Source organism: Lentzea sp. NPDC037011 (assembly GCF_055607425.1).
Genome location: NZ_JBVJRT010000024.1, coordinates 1 through 26550, shown reverse-complemented (window position 1 = coordinate 26550; position 26550 = coordinate 1). Strand labels below are relative to the sequence as shown.

General features: G+C 71.5%; 27 protein-coding genes and 1 tRNA gene. 17 read left to right on the top strand and 11 right to left on the bottom strand.

The genetic code is table 11. The features are described from left to right. Positions 1-94: 94 nt before the first annotated feature. Positions 95-733: a helix-turn-helix domain-containing protein gene (locus ACZ7CH_RS39670; protein WP_470376317.1), complete on the top strand. Its 639-nt coding sequence runs from the start codon at positions 95-97 to the stop codon at positions 731-733. Here the strand turns inward: ACZ7CH_RS39670 and ACZ7CH_RS39665 are convergent. Then, a complete protein-coding gene (locus ACZ7CH_RS39665) occupies positions 726-1553 on the bottom strand; it encodes a hypothetical protein (RefSeq protein WP_470376316.1) in 828 nt (275 codons plus the stop codon). The two genes, ACZ7CH_RS39670 and ACZ7CH_RS39665, sit on opposite strands and share 8 nt — an antisense overlap. A 152-nt stretch (positions 1554-1705) precedes the next feature. On the opposite strand from ACZ7CH_RS39665, the gene ACZ7CH_RS39660 reads away from it, so the two are divergent. Genes ACZ7CH_RS39660 through ACZ7CH_RS39645 form a run of 4 tightly spaced genes read left to right on the top strand, consistent with a single transcriptional unit; the run spans position 1706 to position 4835 of the window. Then, a complete protein-coding gene (locus tag ACZ7CH_RS39660) occupies positions 1706-2119 on the top strand; it encodes a hypothetical protein (RefSeq protein WP_470376315.1) in 414 nt (137 codons plus the stop codon). Between the two features lie 7 nt (positions 2120-2126). Beyond that, complete coding sequence (locus ACZ7CH_RS39655) at positions 2127-2708, top strand: DUF3558 domain-containing protein (RefSeq protein WP_470376314.1); 582 nt, start codon at positions 2127-2129, stop codon at positions 2706-2708. A 3-nt stretch (positions 2709-2711) separates the two neighbouring features. Continuing rightward, entirely contained in the window at positions 2712-4046 is a 1335-nt protein-coding gene (locus ACZ7CH_RS39650) for a PPE domain-containing protein (RefSeq protein WP_470376313.1), read from the top strand. Positions 4047-4055: 9 nt separating this feature from the next. Further along, complete coding sequence (locus ACZ7CH_RS39645; RefSeq protein WP_360400926.1) at positions 4056-4835, top strand: ESX secretion-associated protein EspG; 780 nt, start codon at positions 4056-4058, stop codon at positions 4833-4835. Between the two features lie 6 nt (positions 4836-4841). On the opposite strand, the gene ACZ7CH_RS39640 is transcribed toward ACZ7CH_RS39645, so the two are convergent. From ACZ7CH_RS39640 to ACZ7CH_RS39615, 6 genes are all read right to left on the bottom strand, one after another. After that, a complete protein-coding gene (locus ACZ7CH_RS39640; RefSeq protein ID WP_360400929.1) occupies positions 4842-6002 on the bottom strand; it encodes a lactate 2-monooxygenase in 1161 nt (386 codons plus the stop codon). A gap of 40 nt (positions 6003-6042) precedes the next feature. Continuing rightward, on the bottom strand, positions 6043-8202 hold the full coding sequence (gene secD, locus ACZ7CH_RS39635) for a protein translocase subunit SecD (RefSeq protein ID WP_470376312.1): 2160 nt from the start codon (positions 8200-8202) through the stop codon (positions 6043-6045). A 47-nt stretch (positions 8203-8249) separates the two neighbouring features. Further along, positions 8250-8576 carry a hypothetical protein gene (locus ACZ7CH_RS39630; protein WP_360400935.1) on the bottom strand — a complete coding sequence of 109 codons (327 nt, stop codon included), beginning with the start codon at positions 8574-8576 and terminating at the stop codon, positions 8250-8252. Next, positions 8576-9523, bottom strand: coding sequence for a tetratricopeptide repeat protein (locus ACZ7CH_RS39625; RefSeq protein WP_470376311.1), 948 nt, complete (start codon positions 9521-9523; stop codon positions 8576-8578). The genes ACZ7CH_RS39630 and ACZ7CH_RS39625 overlap by 1 nt, the downstream gene beginning before the upstream one ends. A 271-nt stretch (positions 9524-9794) precedes the next feature. Further along, positions 9795-10187 carry an NUDIX hydrolase gene (locus ACZ7CH_RS39620; protein ID WP_360400941.1) on the bottom strand — a complete coding sequence of 131 codons (393 nt, stop codon included), beginning with the start codon at positions 10185-10187 and terminating at the stop codon, positions 9795-9797. Between the two features lie 9 nt (positions 10188-10196). Then, positions 10197-10778, bottom strand: a complete 582-nt coding sequence (locus ACZ7CH_RS39615; protein WP_360400944.1) for an FMN-dependent NADH-azoreductase — start codon at positions 10776-10778, stop codon at positions 10197-10199. Between the two features lie 82 nt (positions 10779-10860). On the opposite strand from ACZ7CH_RS39615, the gene ACZ7CH_RS39610 reads away from it, so the two are divergent. Next, on the top strand, positions 10861-11334 hold the full coding sequence (locus ACZ7CH_RS39610; protein ID WP_458434032.1) for a MarR family winged helix-turn-helix transcriptional regulator: 474 nt from the start codon (positions 10861-10863) through the stop codon (positions 11332-11334). Between the two features lie 207 nt (positions 11335-11541). Next, the gene (locus ACZ7CH_RS39605; protein ID WP_470376310.1) at positions 11542-11865 is read left to right on the top strand and encodes a hypothetical protein; all 324 of its coding nucleotides are present in this window, start codon (positions 11542-11544) and stop codon (positions 11863-11865) included. Here the strand turns inward: ACZ7CH_RS39605 and ACZ7CH_RS39600 are convergent. Beyond that, positions 11862-13049, bottom strand: a complete 1188-nt coding sequence (locus ACZ7CH_RS39600; RefSeq protein ID WP_470376309.1) for an NAD(P)/FAD-dependent oxidoreductase — start codon at positions 13047-13049, stop codon at positions 11862-11864. The two genes, ACZ7CH_RS39605 and ACZ7CH_RS39600, sit on opposite strands and share 4 nt — an antisense overlap. A gap of 178 nt (positions 13050-13227) precedes the next feature. Between ACZ7CH_RS39600 and ACZ7CH_RS39595 the strand changes: the two genes are divergently transcribed. The 3 genes from ACZ7CH_RS39595 to ACZ7CH_RS39585 all read left to right on the top strand — a co-directional run bounded on the left by ACZ7CH_RS39595 (position 13228) and on the right by ACZ7CH_RS39585 (position 16345). Beyond that, complete coding sequence (locus ACZ7CH_RS39595; protein ID WP_360400956.1) at positions 13228-13428, top strand: hypothetical protein; 201 nt, start codon at positions 13228-13230, stop codon at positions 13426-13428. 73 nt (positions 13429-13501) lie between these two features. After that, the gene (locus ACZ7CH_RS39590) at positions 13502-15001 is read left to right on the top strand and encodes an AMP-binding protein (protein ID WP_470376308.1); all 1500 of its coding nucleotides are present in this window, start codon (positions 13502-13504) and stop codon (positions 14999-15001) included. Between the two features lie 33 nt (positions 15002-15034). After that, the gene (locus ACZ7CH_RS39585; protein ID WP_360400962.1) at positions 15035-16345 is read left to right on the top strand and encodes a LuxR C-terminal-related transcriptional regulator; all 1311 of its coding nucleotides are present in this window, start codon (positions 15035-15037) and stop codon (positions 16343-16345) included. Positions 16346-16570: 225 nt separating this feature from the next. On the opposite strand, the gene ACZ7CH_RS39580 is transcribed toward ACZ7CH_RS39585, so the two are convergent. Further along, positions 16571-17809: a helix-turn-helix domain-containing protein gene (locus ACZ7CH_RS39580; protein WP_470376307.1), complete on the bottom strand. Its 1239-nt coding sequence runs from the start codon at positions 17807-17809 to the stop codon at positions 16571-16573. Between the two features lie 30 nt (positions 17810-17839). Between ACZ7CH_RS39580 and ACZ7CH_RS39575 the strand changes: the two genes are divergently transcribed. From ACZ7CH_RS39575 to ACZ7CH_RS39565, 3 genes are all read left to right on the top strand, one after another. Further along, complete coding sequence (locus ACZ7CH_RS39575; RefSeq protein WP_360400968.1) at positions 17840-17971, top strand: hypothetical protein; 132 nt, start codon at positions 17840-17842, stop codon at positions 17969-17971. Between the two features lie 125 nt (positions 17972-18096). Then, positions 18097-18579 (top strand): PH domain-containing protein, encoded by a 483-nt coding sequence (locus ACZ7CH_RS39570; protein ID WP_458434469.1) that lies wholly within the window; start codon positions 18097-18099, stop codon positions 18577-18579. Next, positions 18576-20090 (top strand): PH domain-containing protein, encoded by a 1515-nt coding sequence (locus tag ACZ7CH_RS39565; protein ID WP_360400971.1) that lies wholly within the window; start codon positions 18576-18578, stop codon positions 20088-20090. Before ACZ7CH_RS39570 ends, ACZ7CH_RS39565 begins: the two co-directional genes overlap by 4 nt. A 10-nt stretch (positions 20091-20100) precedes the next feature. Here the strand turns inward: ACZ7CH_RS39565 and ACZ7CH_RS39560 are convergent, their stop codons facing one another. Continuing rightward, positions 20101-21036, bottom strand: a complete 936-nt coding sequence (locus ACZ7CH_RS39560) for a GlxA family transcriptional regulator (protein WP_360400974.1) — start codon at positions 21034-21036, stop codon at positions 20101-20103. A 71-nt stretch (positions 21037-21107) separates the two neighbouring features. On the opposite strand from ACZ7CH_RS39560, the gene ACZ7CH_RS39555 reads away from it, so the two are divergent. Further along, positions 21108-22373: an MFS transporter gene (locus ACZ7CH_RS39555; RefSeq protein ID WP_470376306.1), complete on the top strand. Its 1266-nt coding sequence runs from the start codon at positions 21108-21110 to the stop codon at positions 22371-22373. On the opposite strand, the gene ACZ7CH_RS39550 is transcribed toward ACZ7CH_RS39555, so the two are convergent. Then, positions 22305-23843 carry a helicase HerA-like domain-containing protein gene (locus ACZ7CH_RS39550; RefSeq protein ID WP_470376305.1) on the bottom strand — a complete coding sequence of 513 codons (1539 nt, stop codon included), beginning with the start codon at positions 23841-23843 and terminating at the stop codon, positions 22305-22307. The genes ACZ7CH_RS39555 and ACZ7CH_RS39550 overlap by 69 nt on opposite strands. Positions 23844-23915: 72 nt before the next feature. On the opposite strand from ACZ7CH_RS39550, the gene orn reads away from it, so the two are divergent. From orn to ACZ7CH_RS39535, 3 genes are all read left to right on the top strand, one after another. Then, on the top strand, positions 23916-24521 hold the full coding sequence (gene orn, locus ACZ7CH_RS39545) for an oligoribonuclease (RefSeq protein ID WP_470372101.1): 606 nt from the start codon (positions 23916-23918) through the stop codon (positions 24519-24521). Between the two features lie 66 nt (positions 24522-24587). After that, a tRNA-His gene (locus tag ACZ7CH_RS39540) sits at positions 24588-24660 on the top strand. Between the two features lie 58 nt (positions 24661-24718). Then, positions 24719-26344, top strand: a complete 1626-nt coding sequence (locus ACZ7CH_RS39535) for an ABC-F family ATP-binding cassette domain-containing protein (RefSeq protein WP_470376304.1) — start codon at positions 24719-24721, stop codon at positions 26342-26344. The last annotated feature ends 206 nt before the right edge of the window (positions 26345-26550 follow it).

Sequence of the window (26550 nt, the reverse complement as noted above, 5' to 3'; positions counted from 1 at the left end):
CCAGACCCCAGCCGGCGGGCTTCGCCCCCGGACCCCCGTCGCGCTCATGGCGCCGCATCCCCCGGGATGTGGCGCCTTTTGCTTTGATTGACCCGTGTACGCCGAACGTCCCGCCCCCGCCGGTCTGACCTGCCTGTGGACGCGCACGGTGTCGTCGGAGACCGTGCAGCGCGTGGTGCCCGACGGGTGCACGGATCTGATGTGGACACCCACGACGGGCGCGTTGTTCGTGGCCGGTCCGGACACCCGCGCGCAGCTCGCTTCCGTCGCGCCCGGCACGTTGTACGGGGTGCGGTTGCCGCCCGGCGCGTTCCCGTCGGTGTTCGGCGTGCCGGCGTGCGAGGTGCGCGACCTGCGGGTGCCGCTGGCGGAGCTGGTGCCGTCCGCGCGGCTGTCGGCGTTCTTGGAGGTGGTGTCGTTCTGCGCGGCCCGCGTGGTCGTCGACCCCGCTCTCGCGGGTACCGCCGCGTTGCTGCGCACCGGTGACGTCAGGTCGGCGGCCTGGGACATCGGGCTGAGCGAGCGGCAGCTGCGGCGGCGGTGCCTGGACGCGTTCGGCTACCCGCCCAAGGTGCTGCAGCGGGTGCTGCGCTTCGACCACGCGCTGCGCCTGGCGTGGGCCGGCCGCCCCTTCGCCGCGGTCGCCGCCGACGCCGGCTACGCCGACCAGGCGCACCTCTCCCGCGAGGTGCGCGCGCTGGCCGGTGTGTCGCTGAGGCAGCTGATCAGCTGATCCGGCCGTAGCTGCGCAGCGTGAGCAACGCGTCGATCGTGGCGATGGACCGCCACTCGAACGTGACGACCGGCGTGAACGCGGGGAAGCCGAAGTTCCAGCCGCCGTCCTCCTGCTGCCCCGCCTGCAGCTCGTCGAGGTCGCGTTCCAGCTCCGCCTCGCTGAACCACGACCGCGCCAGGCTGCCAGCCCGCGCCGCGAAGAAGTGCGGCGCCATGCCCTCCCCCTGCGCGTACCCGTCCGTGCTGGGCTTGAGCTGCCCGATCCGCGCCGCCGCGAGCTCCGCCCGTTCCCGGTCCGGCACCTCGTCGAGGAACATCACCGCGGCCCGCAGCTCGTACGGGTGGGTCTCGCCGAGCGCCTCGACCTGCCGCCAGCAGTAGTCGGTGGCCCGGTCGAGCCACGGGTGGGTGACCCCCAACGCGTGCAGGGCCGCCGCGATCTGGGCGGTGAGCAACAACCCGCCCTGGTCGTCGAGCGTGATCCACGGCGCCACCGGGTGCCCCTTCGACGTGGACAGCCCGAACGGCACACTCCCGTCGGGACAGGTCGCATCGAGCCAGGTCAGCACCGACCCGGCCGGTTCCGGCGCGCTGACCTCGGCGAACATCTGCAACGCCCGCAACGCGTGCAACGGCTGGCTCGTCGGTCCCCGGTGGTCCGGCTCCAGCCCGTGCCCGTACCCGCCGTCGTCGTTGCGGTGGGCCAGCACCGCCCGCACCACCGCGTCCCCGCTGCCGCCGTCGAAGGCGTACTCGAACCACCGCTGCTCCAGCGTGCGGGCGTTGTGCCAGATGAAGTCCCTCGCGCGTTCGATCATGCCTGCGAACCTAAGCCGCCTGGTCGCGCCACGTCTTGGACGAAACGGCCATGTGACCAGGTCAGCTCACTCGTTCGCCCGCCGGGGGAACCGGCGCTGTGCAAAAATCCTCCAACAGGGGTGTGTGGAAGTTCTGAGGGGAGCTGGCCGAGATGCTGATGTTCGACGCGGTGACACCTTGGTCCTCGGTCGGGAAGGCCGTCGGAGCAGCCGCTGCCGCCGCAGGTGCCGCCGCCGGTGCCGCCGGAGCGGGCACCACGAGGTTCGCCGTCGACCCGGACCAGGCCCAGAAGATGATCACGGGGCTGGAAGAGGCTTCGAGGCAGCTGAAGGACCTGATGCGTGACGCGGAGATCCTCAAGTCCACCGGGTCGCCCGGTCCCGATCCCTACAGCGGCCTGGCCACCATCGCGATGCGCCGGGCGGCCGGCGAGGAGGCCGGTGGCTACGCCTGGGCGAACCAGGCGGCAGTGGACGCCCTGGACACGACGGTCGCGAACATCAAAGCAGCTCTCGCGCAGTACCGCGGCACCGATGACGACGCATCGAACGCGATGGGAAGGTAGTACCGCCTTGAAGCGCACGACCCTGTTGGCGACCTTGTTCGTGGCAGCCGCCCTGGCCGGCTGTTCCGACGTCAAAGGCGGCACGCCCACGACCGGCAACACGCAGCCGCCGGTCACCGAGACGAGCGACACGGGTTCGACGGGGGCACCGGCCACCGAGCTGAGCCTCGACAAGATCAAGGACAAGCCCTGTGACGCCCTGACGGCTGCCCAGGTCACGACCCTCGGCAACGTCCAGGCCCCCAGGCCGCGGAAGGGCGCTCTGGGCCCGGCGTGCGTGTGGGACGGCAAGGAAGCACTCGACGACTCGACCTACGAGATCTCGGTCGCCACCGACCAGGTCTTCGAGAGCCAGCTGGCCAGCTCTCGCAGTGCCGCGGTCTTCAGCGAGAAGACGATCGACGGCGTGCGGACCTTCAGCAGGGACAGCACGGACGGCACTCGCATGTGCCTCACCGTCATCGAGGCGGGCAAGACGGGCAGTGTCGGGGTGTCGATGAACCTCGCCAAGAACAAGGTCGCGACCCAGAAGCCGTGCACGGAGACCGAGAAGCTCGCGGCGACGGTCATCGGAAATCTGAAGGGGTAGGCCATGGCTGGGGATGAGCCGAACATCGCAAACTTCGCGCTGCTCCCGTTCGCGGGCGGCGAGACGATCTACAACTGGTTCGACAAGGGCCAGGGGCCGAGCCAGAGCACGGCTCAGGCCAGTGAGGGCTGGCGCAACCTCGCGAGCAGCCACAACGACATCGCCGAGCTCATCAACAAGGCTGTGCGCGACTCCGGCGCCGCCTGGGAGGGGCAGGCGGCTGACGGCGCTCGCAGCACCACGTCGCCCCTCGCTACCTGGGCGGACGTGACGAGCAAGTCCGCACAGGACGCGGGCAAGACCGCCGACTCCATCGGTGAGGCCTACTCGAACGCCAAGTTCCAGATGTCGAAGCCGCCCGAGGTCCCGGACAAGCCGTTCCTGAACGACTGGGCGCCCTGGGACACCGACTACGACAAGGCAGTCGAGAAGAACCAGGAAGTCAGCGCCCAGAACATCCGGGCGTTCAACCAGTACGCCGAGTCGGTCAACCAGACCACGAACCAGATGCCCACCTTCATCTCGCCGAACGCCGACACCGCGAAGATGCAGGAGCAGGTCAGCACGCCGATCGACAGGGTGCAGCCTCCTGGTACCGGCACGCCTCCCGGCACGGGCACGCCGCCGGGCACGGGGACGCCGCCCGGTACCGGCACGCCGCCGGGCATCGGTGGCCCCGGTGACGACACCGGCACGTCGGGCTGGAAGCCGCCGGGCTCCGGTGGCGACGACACCAACCCGTCGCAGCTCAACCCGAACGACCCGCGCAACCGGCCGCCGGTCTTCGTGGACCCGAACGACCCCCGCAACCGGCCTCCCGGCCTCGACCCCACCATCCCGCCGGGCGGGCGGTTCGACCCCAACGACCCGCGCAACCGGCCGGGTGGGCCGAACGACCCGCGCAACCGGCCCGGTGGGCCCGGGGTGCCCGGCGGTGGCCGGCCCGGTGGGGGCGGTGGTGGCGGTGCCGGTGGTGGCATGCGGCCGCCGGGTGCCGGTGGCATCGGTGGTGCCGCCGCGGCCGGGCTCGGCAAGGGGCCCGGTGGCATGGGCGGCATGGGTGCCGGTAGCGGCTTCGGTGGTGCGGCCGGTGTGGCCGGTGCCGAGCAGGGACGTGGTGGCGCCGGTGGCTTCGGGCCCGCGGGTGCGGGTGCGGGTGCGGGTGCGGCCGGTGGTCGTGGTGCCGCGGGTGCGGCCGGCATGGGCGGCATGGGTGGTGCCGGAGGCCGCGGTCAGGGTGACGAGGACAAGGAGCACAAGTCCGCGTCGTACCTGCAGGAGACCGAGGACATCTTCGGCGACGGGACGATGGTCGCTCCGCCGGTCATCGGCGGTTAAGGGGGAATTGTGCTTCGGAGCAGGGTCGCCATCCCTGTCGTCGCGCTGTACCAGGCGTGGCAGGTCGCGGGTCTGCCGCAGCTGCACAGGGCGTTGGTCACGCAGGTCGACTTCGACTCGGAGTCGCTCGAGGAGGGCGACCTGAGCGGGTTGGAACGGCTGCAGCGCACGGCGTGGGCGCAGCTGGAGCAGACCGGGCTCGCGCGCGGCGGGGAGATCCACCCGGACCTCGCCGGCGCGTTGCGGCTCGTGGTCGAGGCCGGTGCGGAGTACTGGGCGTTCTTCAGCCAGAAGGACGGTCCTCAGCAGGCGGTCCTGGTCGTGTCGAACGGCCAGGACGCGCTGCGGGTCGTGCTGACGCCGGACCAGCTGTTCGTGCTGGAGCCGGTGCGGGCGGACGAGGCGCCGCAGTCGCTGGTGGCCGCGCTGCCGCCGACGCCGGCCGGGAAGGGCGCGCCGATCACGTTGCCGGAGGACGCGTTGCAGCAGAAGCGGCAGCCGTCCTACGAGGACACCGGCTCGTTCCTGCAGCAGAGCCGGCCGACCAGCACGCCGAACGACCAGCTGGTCGCGCAGCTCAAGACGATCATGTCGGAGCCGCGGACCGGTGGTGGCCAGCTGTACTCGGCCAAGCGCGACCACACCGGGCGCAAGCAGCGCTGCGCCGCCCCGCTCACCTACCTCGACACGGTGAGCGGGCGGTACGTGGCGGCGAAGAGCGAGGGCTGGCTGCGGGTGCAGCCGGCCGACTTCGGCACCCTCGCCCGGCTCACCGCGACGATGCCGTAGCGGGACTCAGGAGAACCGCAGCGCGTCCGGGCCCAGCTCGGCCGGGCTGCGGTGACCCGAGAGCCCCAGGGTCAGGTCGAAGTCCGCGAGCAGGCCGCGCAGGACGTGCTTCACGCCGACCTGCCCGCCGTGCGCCAGCCCGTACGCGAACGGCCGCCCGACCAGCACCGCCTTGGCACCCAGCGCCAGCGCCTTCACGACGTCGGCGCCGGTGCGGATGCCGGAGTCGAACAGCACGTCGACCTGCTCCCCCACCGCCTCCACGACGGCGGGCAGCACGTCGAGCGACCCGACGGCGCCGTCGACCTGGCGCCCGCCGTGGTTGGACACGACCACACCGTCCATTCCGGACTCGACCGCTTTGCGCGCGTCGTCTGGGTGCTGGATTCCCTTGAGGACGATCGGTCCGTCCCAGTGCTCGCGCAGGAACGCCAGCCGGTCCCACGACTTGTCGGTGCCGGTGAACAGCTGCACCCACCGCAGGATCGCCATCGGCAGGTCCTCCTCGGGCGACTTCGCGAGCCCCGCGCGGAAAGCCGGGTCGCTGAACGGGATGGCGGTCCCGACGCCGCGCAGGAACGGCAGGTAGGCCTGGTCGAGGTCGTGCGGCCGCCACGCCAGCGTCCACGTGTCGAGGGTGACGACCAGCGCCGTGTACCCGGCCTTCTTCGCCCGCTCCAGCAGCGACGCGCAGACGTCCTGGTCGTTCGGCCAGTACAGCTGGTACCACCGCGGCCCGGCGCCGGACGCCTCCGCGACCTCCTCGATCGTGTGCGACGACGCCGTGGACAACACCATCGGCACGCCCAGCTCGGCCGCGGCCCGCGCGGTGGCGAGCTCCCCGTCGGGGTGCAGGATCGACTGCACGCCAACGGGTGCGAGCATCACCGGCGCCGGCAGCTCGGTGCCCAGCACCGTGACGCCGAGGTGCCGTTCGGTGGCGTCGGTGAGCATCCGCGGCACGATCCGCACCCGGTCGAAGGCCTCGCGGTTCGCCCGCACGGTGGCACCCGAGCCCGCACCTCCCGCCACGTACCAGAACGGACCCGGTCCCAGCCGGGACCGCGCGGAGTCCTCCAGCGCGTCCGGGTCGGTGGTGAACGGCGGCACGGTGCCGCCGAGCCCCTGGAGGTAGATCTCGTTCTGGTACGCGGCGAAAGAGGTCATGGCCCCTACTCTGCTACGAGTCCCGCGGCGTGAGGAAGAGCTACACGCGGGCTCCCGCCGGTGCCTTGCGGGTCGCCGCCCGCACCGGGCGCGGCCACCGCTGCTCCAGCCAGATCGCGACCGGCGCCGCCGTGACCACTGTGGACATCGTGCCGAAGATCAGGCCGATGAGCAGGGCGGTCGCGAAGTTCGCCAGTGAGCCGTCGCCCAGCACGAGCAGTGCGGCGAGCACGAACAGCACGCCGATGCCGGTGTTCACGGTGCGTGGCACGGTTTGGACCACGGCGTCGGAGACCACGTCCTGGTAGGCGGCTTTCAGGCGGGAGCCGCGCAGGGTGCGGAGGCGGTCGAAGACGACGACGGAGTCGTTGACGGAGTAGCCGATGACGGTGAGCAGGGCGGCGAGGAACACGCCGTCCGCGGTCTTGCCGAGCCACGCGAAGATGCCGACGAGGACCAGCACGTCGCTCAGCAGTGCGGCGACCGTGGCGACGCCGAGGCGCCAGTCGAAGCGGATGGCCAGGTAGCCGAGCTGGGCCGCGACGGCGATGGCGAGGCCGATGACGGCGTTGCGGCGCAGTTCGGAGGACAGCGACGGGCCGATGAGCTCGTTGCTCGACTGGCGGGCGCCGCCGTCGACCGCGGAGTTCACGACCTCGCCGATGCGGTTCGAGGCGGCGTCGTCGATCGGGCCGGTGCGCAGGGAGACGTCGCTGCCGGAGGACGACACGACGACGTCCTCGAAGCCCGCGTCGGCCAGTGCGCCGCGGACGCGGCCGGCGTCGACGGGGCCGCCGGCGGTGAAGTCGAGCATGCGGCCGCCGGTGAACTCGACACCCAGGTTGAGGCCGCGCAGGAACAGGCCGGAGACCGCGACCAGCACCAGGACGGCGGCGCTGCTCAGCCACAGCCACGGGCGGCGGTACAGGACGAGCTTCAGCCTCGACCGGACGAAACCGAGCGAGTCCAGGCCGCTCAGCCGGGGCCGCTTGGCCACGAAACGCGTGCCCATCGCCCACAGCACCAGCACGCGGGACAGCACGAGCGCGCTGAACATCGACGCGAGGACACCGATGGTCAGCGTCACGCCGAAGCCGCGCACCGGCCCGGTGGCCAGCCAGAACAGCAGGCCGGCCGCCAGCAGCGTCGTCACGTTGGAGTCCGCGATGGCGCTCAGCGCACCGCGGAAGCCCGCCTCGGACGCCCGCCGCAGGTTCGCCTTCCGCGCGTACTCCTCGCGGGCCCGTTCGAAGATCAGGACGTTCGCGTCGACCGCCATGCCGATGGCCAGCACGAAGCCGGCCAGGCCCGGCAAGGTCAGGGTCGCCCCCACGGCCAGCAGTCCGGCGTAGGCGACACCCGCGTAGCCGACCAGGGCGACGACGGCGAGGAAACCGGCGAGCCGGTAGGCGAAGACGAGGAACAGCGAGGTCAGCGCGATGCCGATGATCGCGGCCTGGGCGCTCGCGTCGATCGCCTCGGCGCCGAGGGTGGCACCGACCGTGCGCTGCTCGATCACCTCGACGGGCACGGGCAGTGCGCCGGAGCGGATCACCAGGGCCAGCTCGTTGGCCTCGGCCTGGGAGAACCGGCCGGTGATGGTCGTGGCGCCGCCGGGCTGGCCGCCGCCGCACGGGGTGTCGGTGCTGACCTCGGGTGAGGAGACGACGTTGCCGTCGAGCTTGAACGCGATCTGGCGGCCGGGGTCGCCGGAGGGCACGCAGGCGGCCTCGCCGGTGACCTTCTGCCACGTCTTGGGCGCGTCGCCCTGGAACTGGATGTTGACCACGTAGCCGGCGCCCTGCTGGTTGCGCACGGCGGTGGCGTCGGAGATGCCCTCACCGGTCATGACCTGGGCGCCGTTGCGTTCGACGGTGAGCTGGGCGGTGCGGCCGAGGACCTTCACGGCCTCTTCCGGGTCCTGCACGCCGGGCAGCTCGACGACGATCCGGTTCTCGCCGGAGCGGGCCAGGACGGGTTCGGCCACGCCGAGCTCGTCGACGCGGCGGCGCAGCACTTCGAGGGCGCGGTCGGTGGAGTCGGAGTCGCCCTTGGCCTCCAGGACGATCTGGGTGCCGCCGCGCAGGTCGAGGCCGAGGCGGGGATCTGTGGTGAGCAGCAGGAAAGCGGAGGCGACGAGGACGCCGAGCGACAGCAGTGCGCGCACGAGCAGCCCTCGTCGCGCGGTGTCGCGCGACATGGGTGGGAGAGCCTTCCGGGAGGAAAGTGGTGGCTGAGAACGCGGTGTCAGCGACCGGAAGGCGGTGAGCGGTCCCGCCGCGGGGTCCAGCGGACGCCCTCGGGCGTGCGGTGCACGCGCCGGGTGAACGCGACGAGGAACCGGACGGGCAGCGCGGGCTTCGCGACCGGCGGCACGTCGGCGGCGAGCTGGGCCAGCGGCACCTGGGCGGCCTGCTGGTTGTGCGGTTTGGGGACGGCTCCTGGCAGGTTCGCCACGTCGTGCGTGTGCTGCACGACCGAGCCCCCGACGTGGGCGGCGGGTGCGGGCGCGGCGAGGACGAACAGCTGTCCGAGGAACAGCATGATCGCGAGCGCGACCGCGTTGCGCCGCATCACCGCCTCCTGCCTCCCCCGACGTAGACCAGGGCGCCGCCGACCACGGCGCACAACCAGGAAAGCACAAGAGGCTGCATCGTGGTGGCGCCCAGCACCAGCGCGACGGTCCAGCCGGCGAGCAACGCGGCCGACGCACCGAGCAGCGACACGGTTACGGCGAGCTTGCGCAGGTGCCACAGCGCCTTGAACGGGCGCAGCCGCAGGCCCACGACCAGGCAGCCGAGCACCAGCGCGGAGGTCAGGAACGCCAGGTAGGGAGTGGGGCGGGGCATGCCGGCGAGCAGCGCCAGCAACCCGCCGCCGACCAGCAGCAACGCCAGCGTGCGCAGCGACCGCCACACCTGCGCCTTGTTGAGCTGCGTGGGCGGCTTGGCGGTGCGGCGGCGCTGCACGGTGGCGAGGTTCGCCTTCGAGTCGGCGTCGGACGGGTCGAGCTTGATCGCCTGGCGGTAGGCGTGCTCGGCGGTGCCCCAGTCGCGCATCCGCAGCGCCGCGTCGCCGAGGACCTGGGCCGCGCGGACCTCCGACGGTGCGAGCTGCGAGGCGTGCAGTGCGGCGTCGAACGCCTCCACCGCGCCGTCGGGGACGTCGGCGAGCACCTCGGCCAGCACGACGTAGCCGCGCCAGTCGCCCGGCTTCTGCCGCACGGCCTCCCGTGCCGCAACCGCCGCCTCGGGGTGGCGGCCCAGGTCGCTCAACGCGAGCGCGGCCAGCCGCTGCGACCAGGCCCGTTCCCCGTCGAGCACCATGGCGCGCTTGGCCGAGTCGAGGGCGGGACCGGGTTCGCGCAGGTCGAGGTGGGCGGCGGCGAGCCGGCACCAGGCCTCGGCGTGCCGAGGGTTCGCCGTCACCAGGGGACGCAGCAGGTCGATCGCCTGCCGCGGCTTCCCCGAGGCGGCGAGCTCAGCGGCGCGCAACAGCACCGCGGTCGTCGGCTCGGACACGCCGCCCAGTGTGACAGCGCACCGCGGCACCTCGAACGGGTGACCGCCTGGGCACTCTTCGCGCTGGTCAGCGTGGTCGTGGTGGATGTGGATGTGGACGCGCGGGGACCGGGTGCGCCGCTTCACTGCGCACGAGGCCCCCGCGCGATCGACGGCCGGTCAGATGGAGTGACGGGCCGCGATCCCTGCCGCACCTGCTGCAACGACGGACCGCGGCCGGTGAGTCCCGGTTGCACCGAAAGTCACGCGCATCACGTGGCAAGCGCTTGCCTCAGGTCAGCAGGCCCGCCTCGTGCAGGTGGGCGAAGATGATCCGGACGACCGGTGAGATCCGGTCCACGTCGGCGGTCGTGAGCCACGCGAGCTCCTCGATCTCGCTCGCGGCGGCCAGCTCCCCCGTGAACGACGCCGTGTAGCAGGTCATCCGCACGGTCACCCCCGACGAACGGCCGTGCGCCTGCGCCTCGAACGTCCCGACGTGCCGCGCCGAGGCGGCATCGATGTCGACGGACAGCTCCTCGCGGATCTCGCGCACGAGCGTCTCGACGTCGGTCTCCCCCGGCTCGCGCTTGCCACCGGGCAGGTAGTACGTGTCCTTGCCGGCCGAGCGGGTGCCGAGCACCCGGCCGTTCTCCAGCAGGATCCAGGCGATCTTGTCGATCATGCCGCCAGGCTAGGCGGACGCGAGCTCCTTGACCACGCGGTGCGCGTCGGCCAGCGACTCCACGGCCAGCTCGCGGAACTGGTGCATCTGCGGCACCACGTCGGCCAGCGTCAGCTCGGCGTGCACGAACTCCAGGGTGCGGTCCAGGCCGATCATCGACAGCACGGCCCGCAGGTACGGCTCCTGGAAGTCGAAGCCCTCGCGCGGCGTGCCCGGCTTGTAGGAACCACCGCGCGCCGTCACGACGACGACCCGCTTCTCCCCCAGCGGCCACGTGCCGTCCTCGCGGGCGAAGAACTCCGAGGTCGCGACCTGGTCGATCCACGCCTTCAACGTGGACGGGATCGAGAAGTTGTACATCGGCGCGCCGATCAGGAGCACGTCGGCGGCCTTGAGCTCGGCGGTCAGCTCGGCCGCGATCCCCTGCTCGGTGCCGTCCTTGTGCGGCACGGGCACGGCGTGGAGGTCCCGGTAGGTGTAGCCGCCCTCCGGGTTGGCCGCGCGCCAGCTGTCGGCGAAGGCCCTGGTGATGTCGCGGGTCACGGACCCGTCGTAGCGGATGCTCGAGTCGAGGTGCAGCAGGTTGGTCATACCCAGAACATACGAGTGAAGAACTTCCGAGTCAAGATGTTCCGAACTGAGAACATCTCCTACGGGAGGTAGGATGGGTCACATGCAGGAGCAGCCGGAACTCATCGCCGCGTGCGCGGAGAAGTGGGACTTCAACTGGCTGCTGCACCGCGCCGCCCAACGCGTCGGCGCCGCGTTCGCCGAGGAGATCCAGCGGTTCGGCATCTCCCTGCGCGGCCAGCTGATCCTCCAGGCGCTCGCCACCGAGGAGGCCCAGCGCACGCAGCTCGCGCTCGGCGCCATGCTCGGCCTCGACAAGACGACGCTGACCAGCGAGCTCGACAAGCTGGAACGCGCCGAGCTGCTCGTGCGGGTGCCCGACCCGTCCGACCGCAGGGTGCGCACACCGGTGATCACCGACAAGGGCCGCGCGCTGCAGAAGGAGGCGGGCGACGCGCTCGCCGAGGTCGAACGCGCCTTCCACGCCCGCTTCTCCCCGCAGGAGATGGAGACCATCCGCAAGGCCCTGCAGGACCTGTCGCGCGGCGAGGGTCCGACGCACGGCTCCTGCATCTAGCCGGACTCAAAATTCCGCGTTCAGGCCAAGCTCAGGTCTCCGACGTGGGCGAATTGCGTCGAGCCATGCGCCTGATATCCGCACTATGTGCTGCCGGAATTGATGTCCGTCAGCAACAGCCTTCGTTTTCTGCCTGTGGGGACATAGACGTTCTGGAACTCCCCTCTCGGAGGAACTCTGCTCTCCCCTCTGGGCAACATGCCGGGCTTGACCCAGCTAGGCGCCTACATCCCGTCAACGCACTACGAATCCGACGATCCGGTGTGGGAAGCGACGTGGCAACCAGCCACCGTTGTGAGTGCATCGGAGCGTTGGATCCGCATTCGTTACCGGAACAACTTCCGGGACAAGCGCGGCAACGTCGTGAAGGCCTATCGACCACCACGGGTCTGGCCCGTCCTCTGCGAACATTCGGCGCCGACACGCGAGTTCCGCATCGACGCCGAATGGCTGCCGCCGACGGATCGGCGCCCATTCTTCCTAGGCAGCCTTGCGCCGGGTCAGGCGCACACCGAACGAACTGACGACTAGGCCAGCGACCCCAGGTCGGCCTCCCGCAGCTGGGTCGGCGTCACCGTCGCCTGCGCGTCCACCAGGGCCTGCAGTGCCGTGCCGTGGTCCCAGACGTTGACGTTCATGGCCGCGCGCAAGCGGCCGTCGCGCAGCCAGAACGCGATGAACTGCCGCGACTCCAGCTCGCCGCGGACCACCAGCTCGTCGTCAGGGCCGGCCAGGCCGCGGTACTCCATGCCCAGGTCGTACTGGTCGGTGAAGAAGTACGGGGACTTCTGGTACGGCTCGTCGAGGCCCAGCAACGAGCCGGCGACGTGGGTGCCCTGGTCCTTCGCGTTCGCCCAGTGCTCGACGCGGACGCGGTGGCCGTACCGCGGGTGGTCGTGGGCCGCGATGTCGCCGGCCGCGAACACGTCGGGTGCCGAGGTGCGCAGGGTCGCGTCGACGGCGACGCCGCCGGCGGCCAGGTCCAGGCCGGCGGTCTCGGCGAGCTCCAGGCGGGGTGCGGCGCCCACGGCCAGGACGACGACGTCGGCCAGCAGCTCGTCACCGTTCTCCAGCACCACGCCGGACGGGGAGAAGCGGGCGACGCCGGTGCCCAGGCGGAACTCCACGCCGTGCGACTCGTGCAGGCGGCGGAACATCGCGCCCACCTCCGGTCCGAGCACGCGCACCAGCGGTTCGGCCAGCGGGTCCACGACGGTGACGCGGCAGCCGTGGCCGCGGGCGGCGGCGGCCACCTCGCAGCCGATCCAGCCCGCGCCGATCACCAGGACGTGCCGGTCCTCGCGCAACGCCGAGCGCAGGGCGTGGGAGTCGTCCAGCGTCCTGAGCACATGTCCTTGTGCGCCAGGCAGAACGCGTGGGCGGGAGCCGGTGGCGAGCAGCAGCCGGTCGTAGGTGCGGACGGCGCCGTTCGAGTCGACGAGCGCGTGGTCGCCGGGGCGCAGCTCCAGCGCGGAGACGCCGAGCTGGAGGTCGATCTCGTTGTCGGAGTAGAAGCTCGTCTCGTGCACCCAGGCCGGTTCGGCCGCCTTGCCCAGCAGCACGTCCTTGGACAGCGCGGGCAGTTCGTACGGGCGGTGCAGCTCGGTGCCGAGCACGGTGATCCGCCCGCCGAAGCCGCGGTCTCGGAGCGCGCCCGCTGCCGTGGCACCGGCCAGACCGGACCCGACGATCACGATGCGTTGCGGTTCCGCCATCTTTCACCCCTTCAGGTGACGTGCTCTCGTCTCACGTGCGACGCTATCCGCAGCTCGGCGCGGTCGCGCGGCGGAGAAAGCGAAAATCTCCGTCATGACCCTGGGTCACGTGCGTCTCAGTGATGCGAGCGCCCGGGGCCGTCCGGGCCGGCGCCGGACGAGCTGGAGGAGCACACCCGTGGGAGCCAATGAGGAGTGGCAGGTGAGCTGCCGCGACATCGCTTCGCGCCGACGGGACATGACGGTGTTCGTCAGCCAGGGGCACATCGTGATCAACGTGCCGCCGGGCGAAGCCGCCGTGTTGACACCGCTGGAGGTCGGCCGGCTGCGGGCCGCCCTGCGCGAGGCGGTCGTGGCCGCCTCGAACACCGAGGCCTGAACCGGATCAGCACCTTGTGATCGCGATCACACCGTTACCTACTCGCAAGTAGGTAAGTGGCAGAGTGGGGCGCATGCTGACCCGCGTGCTGCTGACCCTGGTCAAGGCCGGAGTGATCCGCCCGCTGGGCCCGCGCGGGCTCGCCGCCACGGCGACCGGGTTCCTCCACTGGAACATCACGCTCGCGTGGGGGTACCAGACCGGCGCCGGGCGCCACCCGGACCGCGCGGCGATCATCGACGACGACGGCGTGCTCACCTACGCCGAGGTCCACGAGCGCACCACCCGGCTCGCGCACGCCTTCCGCCAGAGGGAACGCATCGGGCTGTTGTGCCGCAACCACCGCGGCTTCATCGAGACGCTCACCGCCTGCACGAAGATCGGCGCCGACGCCGTGCTGCTCAACACCGGCCTGAGCCGCGGTCAGCTCGCCCAGGTCGCGCAGGACCAGCGGATCGACCGGTTCGTCGCCGACCGCGAGTTCGCCGACGTGCTGCCGGACCGCCCCACGATCTTCACCGACGAGCTGGAGTCGTTGGCCCGCACCGGTTCCGACGCACCGCTGCCCCGCCGTCCCCCGCGCGGACGCCTGATCATCCTCACCTCCGGCACCACCGGCAGCCCCAAGGGCGCGCGCCGCCCGGAGCCCGCGAGCCTCGCCCCGGCCGCCGCCCTGCTGTCGCGGATACCGCTGCGGCACGGTGACGTCATCTCCATCACCTCGCCGCTGTTCCACGCCTGGGGCCTCGCCGCGTTCCAGCTCGGGCTCGTGCTCGGCGCCACCCTCGTGCTGCGCCGCCGGTTCGACCCCGAGCAGGCGTTGCGCGACGCCGAGCGGTGCACCGCCATGTTCGTCGTTCCCGTTATGCTGCAACGGATGCTGGAGACACCGCACCGGCCGAAGCTGCGGGTCATCGCCTCCAGCGGCTCCTCGTTGCCGCCCAAGGTCGCCACCCGCACCCTGGAGGAGTTCGGACCCGTCCTCTACAACCTCTACGGGTCGACGGAGGTGAGCTGGGCGAGCATCGCGACACCGGAGGAGATGCTGCGCGACCCCGGAACCGCGGGTCAGCCGCCGCTGGGCACCCGACTGGCCATTGTGGACGAGCACGGCGCACCGGTGGCCCCCGGCGAGACCGGCCGGATCTTCGTCGGCAACGAGATGCTGTTCGACGGCTACACCAACGGCACCAGCAAGGAGTCGCTGAACGGCCTGATGTCCACCGGTGACCTCGGGTACCTGCGGGACGGCCTGCTGTTCGTGGCCGGCCGCGACGACGAGATGATCGTCTCCGGCGGCGAGAACGTCTACCCGCGCGAGGTCGAGGACCTGCTCTCCCAGCTCGACGGCGTCACCGAGGTCGCCGTGCTCGGTGTGGCGGACGAGGACTTCGGCCAGCGCCTCGTGGCGTACGTGGTGGGCGACGAAACCCTGACGGCCGACCGGGTGCGCGACCACGTGCGCGCGAACCTGGCGCGGTTCTCCGTGCCCCGCGAGGTCTTCTTCGTCGACGAGCTGCCCCGCAACGCGGCGGGCAAAGTGGTGAAACGGCAGCTGCGGGGAACGGGCTAGAGTCTGCCCCCGGAGTGAGGGGGCTAGAGGTCCATGACGGTTCCCGGCCGGACGGCTGACCCGCGGTCCACCGCGGTGCACAACCTGCGCGAGGCCCGCATCGCACTGGACGAGGGCAGGCCCGGCGAAGCTCTGGAGTTCGCGGAGAAGGCCGTCGCCGCGTTCTCCTGGCTGGACGACGTCGAGGGCGTCGCGGAGGGCGTGCTCGCCCAGTCGGTGGCACTGGGCAAGCGCGGTCTGTGGCCCAGCGCGCTCGACACCATCGACCGGGTGCAGGAGATCGCGGCGGCGAACCGCCACATCGGACTGCAGGCGCGGTGCAGCTTCTCCCGCGCGGTGGTGGAGCTCCGCCTCGACTCGCGGGAACGCAGCTTCACCTCGTTCGCCCGCGCGCTCGGGCTGGCCGAGCTCACCGGCGACAGCGAGCTGATCGGCTCGGTGCTGTTCGAGCAGGCGCGGGTGATGCGCATGCAGTACCACGAGCACTGCATGATCCGCACCGAGGAGAGCCGCTGCAGCCTCGACGGCGAACCGTGCGTGCGCAAGCTCCGGCGCGCGGAGGCGTTGTGCGCGCAGGTGCGCGACCGGTGGAAGCAGGTCGGCGACCCGGTGCGGATGGCCGTGGTCAACGTCCTGCTGACACACGTGCGCATCGATCTGGGCGAACTTGACCGCGCGCACCGCAGCTGGCAGCGCGCTGACCAGTTGCTTGCCGGAAGGAACCGGCCGGTGGCGCGTGCGGAGGCGCTGATGGCGCGGGCGCGGCTGAGCGGGGCGCGCGGCCGCTACCCCGAGCAGATCACCCAGCTGACGCAGGCAGCCGAGCTGGCCATGAGCTGCCTCGCGCGCGAGGTCGCGGTGCACGCCCACCAGCAGCTGAGCGAGGCCTACGAACGGGCCGGCGACTTCGAACGGGCGTTGCGGCACGCGCGGGTGCAGCTGGAGCAGTACCGGTTGTGGGAGCTGCAGGAGGGCAGGGACCTGCTGCGGATGCGCGAGCACGACCCGTCCTCGCGGCTGGTGGAACAGTTGGCGCACAGGCGTTTCGAGCCCAAGCGCGAGGACGCGGTGGTGCGCGTGCCGCAGACCGGCGAGCTGCGCGAGACCGGTACCGCCGAGCACACGAACACCCGGATCGCACGGGCGTTGCGGGCCGGGCTGACCAAGCGCGGCATCGAGGTGCTGCGGCTCGTGGCGGCGGGCGCGAGCACCACGATGATCGCCGACGCGCTCGGCCTGTCGCCGAAAACGGTGCAGAACCACCTCCAGCGGATCTACTCGACGCTCGACGTCAACGGGCGCTCCGGCGCCGTCGTGTGGTGGATGAGCCTGACCGACTCGTAGTCATGCGTTGTCAACCGGTTGACAACTGCCCCGACCGGCCTGCTCACCGTTCGACCGTTCGGCCGCTTGCCGCTGACGGGGTGGTGCCGGAATCCGGGTGATTTACCCATGTCGTCACGGTTGAATTGGGTGATGTGACGGGTATCTGGTCTGTGTCATGCTCCGTTAACAAGGTGTCCCGATCACGAGCGAGGGGCGGTCATGACCGGGCAATGCGGCCCGCGCTCAGTGCTTGCGCAGAGCGATGCGCGCCACGTCGCGCCAGAGGAGCGGATCGACGCCCTCGGGGTTGATGTGCTCCAGCAGCGCGGCCAGCGCCGTGCGCGCGGCACCGCCGCCGTCCGGGTCGACCTCGTCCGCGGCCCGCACGAGCAGCAGGTGGCACCGCAGCTGGTGCTCGGCTTCGAGCGCACCGGTCGCCAGCGCCTGCTCCGCGAGGTCCCGCGCGCGGTCGACCTCCCCGTCGCGCAACGCCAGCTCGGCGCGCACCGCGCGGGCGTGGGCGAGCAACCCGTCCGGGCGGCGCAGCGCGGCGGCGGCCCTCTCCACCTCGTCCAGCAGCGCGACGACCTCGTCGAGGTTCGCACCCGGTGCCCGCAGCGCGAGGGCGGCACCGGCGAGCCGGACCCGGCAGCGGAACTCGGGGTCGCCGTCGTGGCCGGCGAGCAGCGCCAGCGCCTCGCGCATGCAGTGCGCGGCCTCGGTGCGGTCGCCGAGCCGGTCGGCCACCCTGGCGCGCACCCACCACGTGGAGATCGCCAGCCGGTCGCGGCCGAGCTCGGGCAGCCGCACGGACAGCTGCTCCACGACCTGTTCGGCGTCGGCGAGCCGGCCTGCGGCGGTGAGCTCGGCGCACAGCGCGATCAGGGCGCGGGTGCCGACCCGGCGCACCCGGTCGCCGTCACCGCCGGCGAGCTCGACGGCCTCGGTCGCGGCCCGCACGGACTCGGCGGACCGGCCAAGGCGCCGCAACGCCGCGGCGCGCAGGACCTCCACCAGCGCGTCCACCGCGGGGCCGGGAGACCACGACCGGCGCAGCTCCGCCGCCGCCAGCAGCAGCCCCTCGTCGTCGTGCTGCCTGGCCAGCACCACGAGCCTGGTCCAGCGCGCGCTCCAGCCGAACATCTGCTCGTCCGCCCGCTTCCCCAGCGCCTCCAACAGGTCGACGGCGGTCACCAGGTCGCCGTCGTGGTAGGCGAACAGGGCCTCGCACCACGCCAGCGCCTCGTCCTGCACGGCGGTGCGGTCCTCGTCGACCACCAGCTCGGTGGGGTCGACGCCCAGCACCTCGGCGAGCCTGCGCACGACGGCGGGCGACGGCACGCGTTCGCCGGACTCCAGTCTCGACACGTAGCTCATGGAGACGCCGGGGCAGGCGAGGTCCTTTTGCGACAAACCGCGTTGCAGCCGAACCGCCCGCAACCGCGCGCCGAACCTCGTCAAAGACTTCCTGCCCTCATCCACGGTCGCCACCAATCGGAACGGAGCACCTCAATGAAGTTGCACAGTATCGCTCGGACCATCGCCGCCGTGATCCTCGGTTTGGGCGCGGTAGCGGCGATCTCCGCGACGGCGTCGGCCGACCCGGCCGAGCTGTTCACGCCGCCGTACAGCATCGCGCACTGATCACCCCGGCCGGTGCCGGTGCGGTCCCGCCTCCCTCGCAAGCGCGACCGCACCGGCACCGGCACACCAATTGACACACCTGGCCACACGGGTGCGCACCGGTGAGGCACAGTTGTGGGGTGACTCTGCAACTGCGCGCGCCACGTCACCAGGTCAGCCCGAGGTCGGTCCTGCTGTGGACGATGCAGGCCGCCGTGTTCTGGCTGGTGCTCTTCATCCCGCAGCTCGTCGTGTTCCTGCTGGTGCCCCAGCCGCCCACGTGGGAGCTGGTGCTGCTGGTGGCCACCGGTGTCGTCGGGCTCGTGCACACGGCGGTCGAACCGAGCTGGCGCTACCGCGTGCACCGCTGGGAGACGACCTCCGACGCGGTCTACACGTTGTCGGGCTGGCTGAACCAGGAGTGGCGGGTCGCCCCGGTCTCGCGCATCCAGACCGTCGACACCAAGCGCGGTCCGTTCCAGCAGCTGCTCGGCCTGGCCACGGTCACCGTCACGACCGCGTCGGCGGCGGGACCGGTGGAGATCGAGGGCTTGGACCACGAGACCGCGCGCAGGCTCGTGGAGGAGCTCACCACCACGACCCAGGCCACGCCGGGTGATGCCACGTGACGACACCCGCGAACCTGCCCGCGGGGCTGCCCGCCGCACCCGAGCTCGCGGAACCGTTGTCGCAGTGGCACCGGTTGCACGTGCGGATGCTCATCGTGCGCCCGCTCAACGAGGGCATGGCGATGCTGGTGCCGATCCTGGTGCTGCTCTTCACCGGTGACGGCGAGAAGTGGCGGCTCATCGCGAGCGGCGCCACGGTCACGATGATCCTCGCGTTCAGCTTCCTGCTGTGGCGCACCACGAAGTACCGCATCACCGACGACCAGGTGGAGCTGCACACAGGTCTGCTGACCCGCAAGCAGCTCTCGGTGCCGCGCGATCGCATCAGGACGGTCGACCTCACCTCGAAGCCCGGCCACCGCGTGTTCGGGTTGTCCGCTGTGCGGATCGGCACCGGGCAGCAGGACACCCCCGGCACCGACGGCCTCACGCTCGACGCGGTGACGTCCGAGGAGGCCGAGCGGCTGCGGGTGCTGTTGCTGCGCAAGGCGGTCGCCCAGCCGCGGTCGGCCGAGGACGGCGCGGCACCGGCTGACCCCGCGCCGTCCGAGGTGATCTCGCAGCTCGACCCGCGGTGGCTGCGGTTCGCGCCGCTGTCGCTGTCGGGCCTGGTCGCGATCGGCGCGGTGTTCGGCGTGCTGTCGAACTACGCCGACGACCTCGGTCTCGACGTGGTGCACGACCTGTGGGGCTGGCTGTTCGAGCACCCGAGCTTCCAGCTCTTCGGCGGGTTCGCCATCGCGCTGGTCGTCCTGGGGCTCGTGCTGTCCGTGCCGCTGTACGTCCTGCAGTTCTGGAACTACCGGCTGACCCGTGAACCGGACAGGACCCTGCGCGTGCAACGGGGGCTGCTCACCACCCGCTCGGTGTCGGTGGAGGAGCAGCGGCTGCGCGGCGTCGACGTCCAGGAACCGCTGCTGGTGCGCGCCGGCAAGGGCGCGAAGGCCGTCGCGGTGACAACGGGTCTGGGCTCGAAGGGCGAGAGCAGCCTGCTGCTGCCGCCCGCGCCGATCGCGGTGGCCCACCAGGTGGCGCGCGACGTGCTGCGGGTCGAGGACGACCCGACGACCAGGGCGTTGCGCGGGCACCCGTTCGCCGCGTTGCGCCGCAGCCTGGTCCGCCACGTCGTGCCGTGGGTGGTGATCGCGGCGGGGCTGGCGGTCTGGGCGCCGTCGTGGGCGTGGCCGATCCCGCTGGTGGTCCTGCCGTTCTCCGCGCTGGTCGGCTGGGACAACTACCGCTCGCTCGGCCACGCGCTGGACCCGCGTTACCTGGTGACCCGCAACGGTTCCCTGGTCCGCAGCACGGTCGCGCTGCAACGCACCGGCATCATCGGCTGGCGCATCCAGCGGTCGTTCTTCCAGCGCCGCAGCGGTCTGCTGACCGTCGGCGCCACGACGGCGGCCGGGGCGGGCATCTACCGCGTGACCGACGTCGGCGAGTCCGACGGGCTGGCGCTCGCCGACGAGGCGGTGCCGGACCTGTTGCGCCCGTTCCTGGTCGAGGGCTGACCGCCCGGCGTCAGGCCGTGCGGAACGTCTGCCGGTAGGCGCTCGGCGACACCCCGATCGACGCCGCCAGCTGCTGCCGCAACGCCGCTCCCGTGCCGAACCCGGCGTGGTTCGCGACCTGGTCGACCGGCAGGTCCGTGGACTCCAGCAGGTGCCGCGCGCGGTCGAGGCGCTGCTGGGTCAGCCACTGGCCGGGCGACATGCCGGTCTCGGCGCGGAACCGGCGGGTGAACGTGCGCACGCTCATCCGCACCTGCGCGGCCATCGCGGCGAGGTCGAGCGGTTCTTGGAGCCGTTCCAAGGCCCACTCGCGGGCGAGCGCCGTGGAGGTGTCCGGGTAGCTCGGCACCGGGCGGTCGACGAACTGGGACTGGCCGCCCTGCCGCCACGCGGGGACGACGCAGTAGCGGGCGACCCAGTTCGCCACCTCGCTGCCGTGGTCGGACCGGATGACGTGCAGGCACAGGTCGATGCCCGCGGCGACACCGGCCGAGGTGAGCACGTCTCCGTCGTCGATGAACAGCACGTCCGGGTTGAGCCGCACCTCCGGGTAGAGCGCGCGGAACTCCTCGGTGGTGCGCCAGTGCGTGGTCGCCGGCCGTCCGTCCAGCAGCCCGGCGGCGGCCAGCACGAACGCGCCGGTGCAGATCGACATGATCCGCCGGGCGTTCGTCGTCGTGAGCGCCTCCCGCACCGCCGGTTCGAGCCACCCCTCCCGTGCGGGCCGGTAGTGCGTGCCGGGGACGAGCACCGTGTCCGCGTCCCGCAGCACCTCCAGGCCGTGCTCGGGCGCGATCGTGAAGCCGCCGCTGGTGGGGATCGGGCGGCGGTCCGGCGAGCAGACGACCACCTCGTAGCGGTCGGCGAGCCGGGCGAACATGTGCGTCGAGCTGCCGATGTCGAACGCCACCGACTGTTCGAGCGCGAGGACGGCGATCCGGTGCATGGCCCGATACTTTCACATGTTGGCCATCGGGCCACTGGTCGCCGGGTCGGTCATCACCGAACCTTGTCGGCGTGAGACTGCATTGGGCCTGGGTTGTCGCAGGTGTGTCGTTCATCGCCCTGGTGGGTGCCGCGTCGTTCCGCGCGGCGCCGGGTGCGTTGATCGAGCCGTTGCAGAGCGAGTTCGGCTGGTCGACCGGCACGATCTCGCTCGCGATCTCGATCAACCTGTTGCTGTACGGGCTGACCGCGCCGTTCGCCGCCGCCCTGATGGACAGGTTCGGCGTGCGGATCGTGGTCACCTACGCGCTGACGATGGTCGCCATCGGCAGCGGACTGACCGTGTTCATGACCGAGTCGTGGCAGCTCGTGCTGCTCTGGGGCGTGGTGGTCGGGCTCGGCACCGGCTCCATGGCGCTGGCGTTCGTCGCCACCATCACCGGACGCTGGTTCGTGCGGCACCGCGGCCTGGTCACGGGCGTGCTGACCGCGGGTGGCGCGGCCGGGCAGCTCGTGTTCCTGCCGACCGTGGCGTGGCTGTCCGAGAGCTACGGCTGGCGGCCGGCGTCCCTGGTGATCTGCATCGCGGCGCTCGCCGTGGTGCCGCTGGCGGCGTTCTTCCTGCGCGAGTACCCGCGTGACGTCGGGCTGCTGCCGCTGGGCGCGACCGAGGACACCCCGCCGCCGCCCGGTGGTGGCGCGGTACGGCGGGCGATCGGCGGGTTGCTCTCGGCCGCCAGGACCCGGCCGTTCTGGTTGCTGGCCGGCGGTTTCGCGATCTGCGGCGCCTCGACGAACGGCCTGGTGGGCACGCACTTCATCCCCGCCGCGCACGACCACGGCATGCCCACGACGACCGCGGCCGGGCTGCTGGCGCTGGTGGGCGTGTTCGACGTCGTGGGCACGATCGCGTCCGGCTGGCTGACCGACAAGGTCGACTCGCGGATGCTGCTGGCGGCCTACTACGCGCTGCGCGGGCTGTCGCTGATGCTGCTGCCGCAGCTGTTCGGCGAGTCGGCGCACCCGTCGATGCTGGTGTTCATCATCTTCTACGGCCTGGACTGGGTCGCGACCGTGCCGCCCACGGTGGCGTTGTGCCGCCAGTACTTCGGCGTGTCCGGCCCTGTCGTGTTCGGCTGGGTGTTCGCCTCGCACCAGGTCGGCGCGGCCATCGCGGCGTCCGCTGCCGGGCTCACCCGCGACCACCTGGGCAGCTACGACCTGGCCTGGTACGTCGCGGGCGCGCTCTGCATCGGTGCCGCGGTGCTCTCAGCGTCGCTTGCGCGAGGTGCCGAAGACGCCCCGCGTGATCTCGCGGGCCAGGGCGCTGCCCGCTGACCGCAGGAACGACTTCACGGCGCTGTTGCCGAGGACCTTCTCGACGAGCCCCGGTTCCTCCTCCTCCCGCCGCTGCGGAGGAGGAGGAGGAGGAGGAGGAGGAGCTTCCGGGGCTCGTTCCTGGTGCGGTGGCGCGACTTTGGCCATCAGCTGCTCGTAGGCCGACTCGCGGTCCACGGTCTCGGCGTACTTGCCGTGCAGGTCGGACGCCTGGGCCTCCTGCCTGATCGCGTCGGTGCCGATGGTGTCCATCAACGACCGCGGGGCGCGCAGCCGGGTCCACGCGACCGGCGTCGGCGCGCCCTTCTCGCTGAGCACGGTGACGACCGCCTCGCCGATGCCGAGGGACGTGAGCGCCTTCTCCAGGTCGTAGTGCGGTGTCGTCGGGTACGTCTTCACCGTGCGCGCCAACGCCTTCTGGTCGTCCGGCGTGAACGCGCGCAGTGCGTGCTGGACGCGGGCGCCGAGCTGCGACAGCACCTCGTTGGGGACGTCGGTGGGCAGCTGGGTGCAGAAGAAGACTCCGATCCCCTTGGACCGGATGAGCTTCACGGTCTGGGTGATCCGGTCGAGGAACGCCTTCGAGGCGTTCGCGAACAGCAGGTGCGCCTCGTCGAAGACGAACACCAGCTTGGGCTTCTCGACGTCGCCCTCCTCCGGCAGCGTCTCGAACAGCTCCGCCAGCAGCCACATCAGGAACGTGGAGAACAGCACCGGGTTGCCCTGCAGTTCGGCCAGTTCGAGCAGGCTGACGACGCCCTTGCCGTCGCGTTCGCGCATCAGGTCGGCCGGATCGAGCTCCGGTTCGCCGAAGAACCGGTCGCCGCCCTGCGCCTCCAGGTTGACCAGCGCCCGCAGGATCACCCCCGCCGTGGCGCTGGAGACACCGCCGATGCCCTTGAGGTCGCCCTTGCCCTCGTCGCCGGTGAGGTGCTGGACGACGCTGCGCAGGTCCTTGGTGTCGAGCAGCGGCAGGCCCTTCGAGTCGGCCCAGTGGAAGATCAGGCCGAGCGTCGACTCCTGGGTGTCGTTCAGGCCGAGCACCTTCGACAGCAGGATCGGGCCGAAGCTCGTGACCGTCGCCCGCAGGGGCACGCCGATGCCGCCGGTGCCGATGGAGAGGAACTGGACCGGGCAGGCCTGCGGCTGCCAGTCGTCGCCGGTGTCCTGCGCGCGGGCGGTGGTGCGGTCGCTCACCTCCCCCTGTCGCGACAGACCGGACAAGTCGCCCTTCACGTCCGCCATGAGCACCGGAACACCGTGGGCGGAGAGCTGTTCCGCGAGCAGCTGGAGGGTCTTCGTCTTGCCCGTTCCCGTTGCGCCGGCGACGAGTCCGTGCCGGTTGACCATGGACAACGGGATGCGGACGTGGGCGGTCGGTTCCACCTGGCCGCCGACCAGCACGGCACCGAGCTCGATGGCCGCGCCCTCGGAGGCGTACCCCGCAGCGATCTCAGCTTGAGCCGTCATGCACGGGGAGCGTAACCAGGTTGCTGCACGCCGCCACTCGAAGTTGACGCTCCGCGCAGTAATGTTCGGGGCGTGATGGATCGTCTGGTGTGGATCGACTGCGAGATGACCGGACTCGACCTGGGCAAGGACGCTCTGATCGAGATCGCGGCACTGGTCACGGACGCCGAGCTGAACGTGCTCGGCGACGGCGTGGACGTTGTGATCCACGCGGATGACGAAGTGCTGGCCTCGATGCCGGAAGTCGTCATGGAGATGCACGCCAGGTCGGGCTTGACCGAGGAGGTGCGCGCCTCCGCGGTGACGCTGGAGGAGGCCGAGGCGGCCGTGCTCGCCTACATCAAGGAGTGGGTGCCGGACCCCCGGACCGCTCCCCTGGCCGGCAACTCCATCGCCACCGACCGCGGGTTCATCGCCCGCGACATGCCGGCGCTGGACGCGCACCTGCACTACCGGATGGTCGACGTGTCGTCGATCAAGGAGCTGTGCCGGCGCTGGTACCCGCGGATCTACTACGCGCAGCCGGGCAAGGGCCTCGCGCACCGGGCGCTCGCCGACATCGTCGAGTCGATCCGGGAGCTCGCGTACTACCGGCGCACGGCGTTCGTGCCGCAGCCGGGACCGACGAGCGAACAGGCCCAGGCCGTGGCCGCTGACCTGCTGAAGAACGTCGACTAGACCCCTGATTTTTATCTCGGTGGATGCCGTTGCTATGCTTTCCTCGCCGGTCAACGACTGGCAATGGTGGGTGTAGCTCAGCCGGTAGAGCACTGGGTTGTGATCCCAGGTGTCGCGGGTTCAAGTCCCGTCACTCACCCTTTGTCGAAAGGCCTCCGCACCTGCGGGGGCCTTTCTTCACGTTCAGGGGAGTTTCGATGACCACGCTCGTCGCGAAGGACCTCGCCGCAGGTCACGGTGACCGCGTCCTGTTCTCCGGCCTCGACCTGGTGGTCGCGCCCGGCGACGTGATCGGGCTCGTGGGCGTCAACGGCGCCGGCAAGTCGACGCTGCTGAAGACCCTGGCCGGGCTGATCCCCGCCGAGTCGGGCCGCGTCTCGCTGAACCCGCCCTCGGCGAACGTCGGGCACCTGCCGCAGGAGCCGGACCGCCGCGAGGGCGAGACCGTGCGGGACTTCCTGGCCCGCCGCACCGGTGTCGCCGCGGCCCAGGCCGACCTGGACCGCGCCACGGAGGCGTTGACCGCGGGCGACGACGAGGGCTACTCGGACGCGCTGGACCGCTGGCTCGCCCTGGGCGGCGCGGACCTGGAGGAACGCTCGCTGGAGGTCGTGGCCGACATCGGCCTGACCGCGGGCCTGGACGCGCTGATGACGTCGCTCTCCGGCGGTCAGGCGGCACGGGCGGGCATGGCGTCGTTGCTGCTGAGCCGCTACGACGTGTTCCTGCTCGACGAGCCGACCAACGACCTGGACCTCGACGGCCTGGAGCGGCTGGAGAAGTTCGTCACGGGCCTGCGCGCCGCCACGGTCCTGGTCTCGCACGACCGCGAGTTCCTGGCCCGCACGGTGACCCGCGTGCTGGAGCTCGACCTGCACCAGAACCAGGTGCGCTCGTACGGCGGCGGCTACGAGTCGTACCTGGAGGAACGCGCGCGGTCGCGGCAGCACGCCCGTGACGACTACGAGGAGTTCGCCGACACGAAGTCCTCCCTGGAGGCCCGCGGCCGGATGCAGCGCGCGTGGATGGAGAAGGGCGTGAAGAACGCCCGGCGCAAGGCGGGCGACAACGACAAGAACGCCCGCAAGTTCCGCGCCGACGCCACCGAGAAGCAGGCCTCGAAGGCCCGCCAGACCGACCGGATGATCGAACGCCTGGAGGTCGTCGAGGAACCGCGCAAGGAGTGGGAGCTGCGGATGGAGATCGCCGCCGCACCCCGTTCCGGCGCGGTCGTGGCGTCGCTGCGGGCGGCGGTGGTCTCCCGCGGTTCGTTCACGCTGGGCCCGGTGGACCTGCAGGTCGACTGGGCGGACCGGGTGGCGATCACCGGCGCGAACGGCGCGGGCAAGTCGACGCTGCTGGCCGCGTTGCTGGGCCGGGCCCCGCTGTCCTCCGGCCACGCGACGCTGGGCTCCGGTGTCGTGGTGGGCGAGGTGGACCAGGCGCGCGGGCTGTTCCTGGGCCCGCTGCCGCTCGTGGACGCGTTCCAGGAGGCCGTGCCGGACATGACGCCCGGCGACGTGCGGACGTTGCTGGCGAAGTTCGGCCTCAAGGCCGCGCACGTGCTGCGCCCGGCGGCGTCCCTGTCCCCCGGCGAACGGACGCGGGCGGCGCTCGCGCTGCTGCAGGGCCGCGGGGTGAACCTGCTGGTGCTCGACGAGCCGACGAACCACCTCGACCTGGCGGCGATCGAGCAGCTGGAGCAGGCGCTGGAGACCTACACCGGCACGTTGCTGCTCGTGACGCACGACCGGCGGATGCTGGAGGCGGTGCAGGTGAACCGCCGCGTCACCGTGGCCGACGGCCAGGTGACGGTCCACTGAGGACAAGCGGAAGGGGCCGCACCCGGCGTGGCGCGGCCCCTTCGATGCTCTAAGCACCTGGCCAGAAGTCTTGCCCGCCCCTCCTTGCTGCCCAGGGCGTCTGCAAGTACCACTCGGTGTCAGAGTTGGTGGTGCCGCTGGTGATCAGCGGTTAGTGTCCGGCCCTGGTCGTGGGGTGACTCTCAAGTACCACGCCCCCGATGGTG

Excerpts from the sequence above, each read along its gene's own strand:
- ACZ7CH_RS39620 (WP_360400941.1), bottom strand. The coding sequence starts at position 10,187 with ATGATCGACAAGATCGCCTGGATCCTGCTGGAGAACGGCCGGGTGCTC.
- secD (WP_470376312.1), bottom strand. The coding sequence starts at position 8,202 with ATGTCGCGCGACACCGCGCGACGAGGGCTGCTCGTGCGCGCACTGCTG.
- ACZ7CH_RS39535 (WP_470376304.1), top strand. The coding sequence starts at position 24,719 with ATGACCACGCTCGTCGCGAAGGACCTCGCCGCAGGTCACGGTGACCGC.
- ACZ7CH_RS39640 (WP_360400929.1), bottom strand. The coding sequence starts at position 6,002 with ATGACCTCTTTCGCCGCGTACCAGAACGAGATCTACCTCCAGGGGCTC.
- ACZ7CH_RS39575 (WP_360400968.1), top strand. The coding sequence starts at position 17,840 with ATGAAGTTGCACAGTATCGCTCGGACCATCGCCGCCGTGATCCTCGGT.
- ACZ7CH_RS39650 (WP_470376313.1), top strand. The coding sequence starts at position 2,712 with ATGGCTGGGGATGAGCCGAACATCGCAAACTTCGCGCTGCTCCCGTTC.
- ACZ7CH_RS39610 (WP_458434032.1), top strand. The coding sequence starts at position 10,861 with ATGCAGGAGCAGCCGGAACTCATCGCCGCGTGCGCGGAGAAGTGGGAC.
- ACZ7CH_RS39550 (WP_470376305.1), bottom strand. The coding sequence starts at position 23,843 with ATGACGGCTCAAGCTGAGATCGCTGCGGGGTACGCCTCCGAGGGCGCG.
- ACZ7CH_RS39560 (WP_360400974.1), bottom strand. The coding sequence starts at position 21,036 with ATGCACCGGATCGCCGTCCTCGCGCTCGAACAGTCGGTGGCGTTCGAC.
- ACZ7CH_RS39630 (WP_360400935.1), bottom strand. The coding sequence starts at position 8,576 with ATGCGGCGCAACGCGGTCGCGCTCGCGATCATGCTGTTCCTCGGACAG.
- ACZ7CH_RS39660 (WP_470376315.1), top strand. The coding sequence starts at position 1,706 with ATGCTGATGTTCGACGCGGTGACACCTTGGTCCTCGGTCGGGAAGGCC.
- ACZ7CH_RS39615 (WP_360400944.1), bottom strand. The coding sequence starts at position 10,778 with ATGACCAACCTGCTGCACCTCGACTCGAGCATCCGCTACGACGGGTCC.
- ACZ7CH_RS39600 (WP_470376309.1), bottom strand. The coding sequence starts at position 13,049 with ATGGCGGAACCGCAACGCATCGTGATCGTCGGGTCCGGTCTGGCCGGT.
- ACZ7CH_RS39585 (WP_360400962.1), top strand. The coding sequence starts at position 15,035 with ATGACGGTTCCCGGCCGGACGGCTGACCCGCGGTCCACCGCGGTGCAC.
- ACZ7CH_RS39665 (WP_470376316.1), bottom strand. The coding sequence starts at position 1,553 with ATGATCGAACGCGCGAGGGACTTCATCTGGCACAACGCCCGCACGCTG.
- ACZ7CH_RS39590 (WP_470376308.1), top strand. The coding sequence starts at position 13,502 with ATGCTGACCCGCGTGCTGCTGACCCTGGTCAAGGCCGGAGTGATCCGC.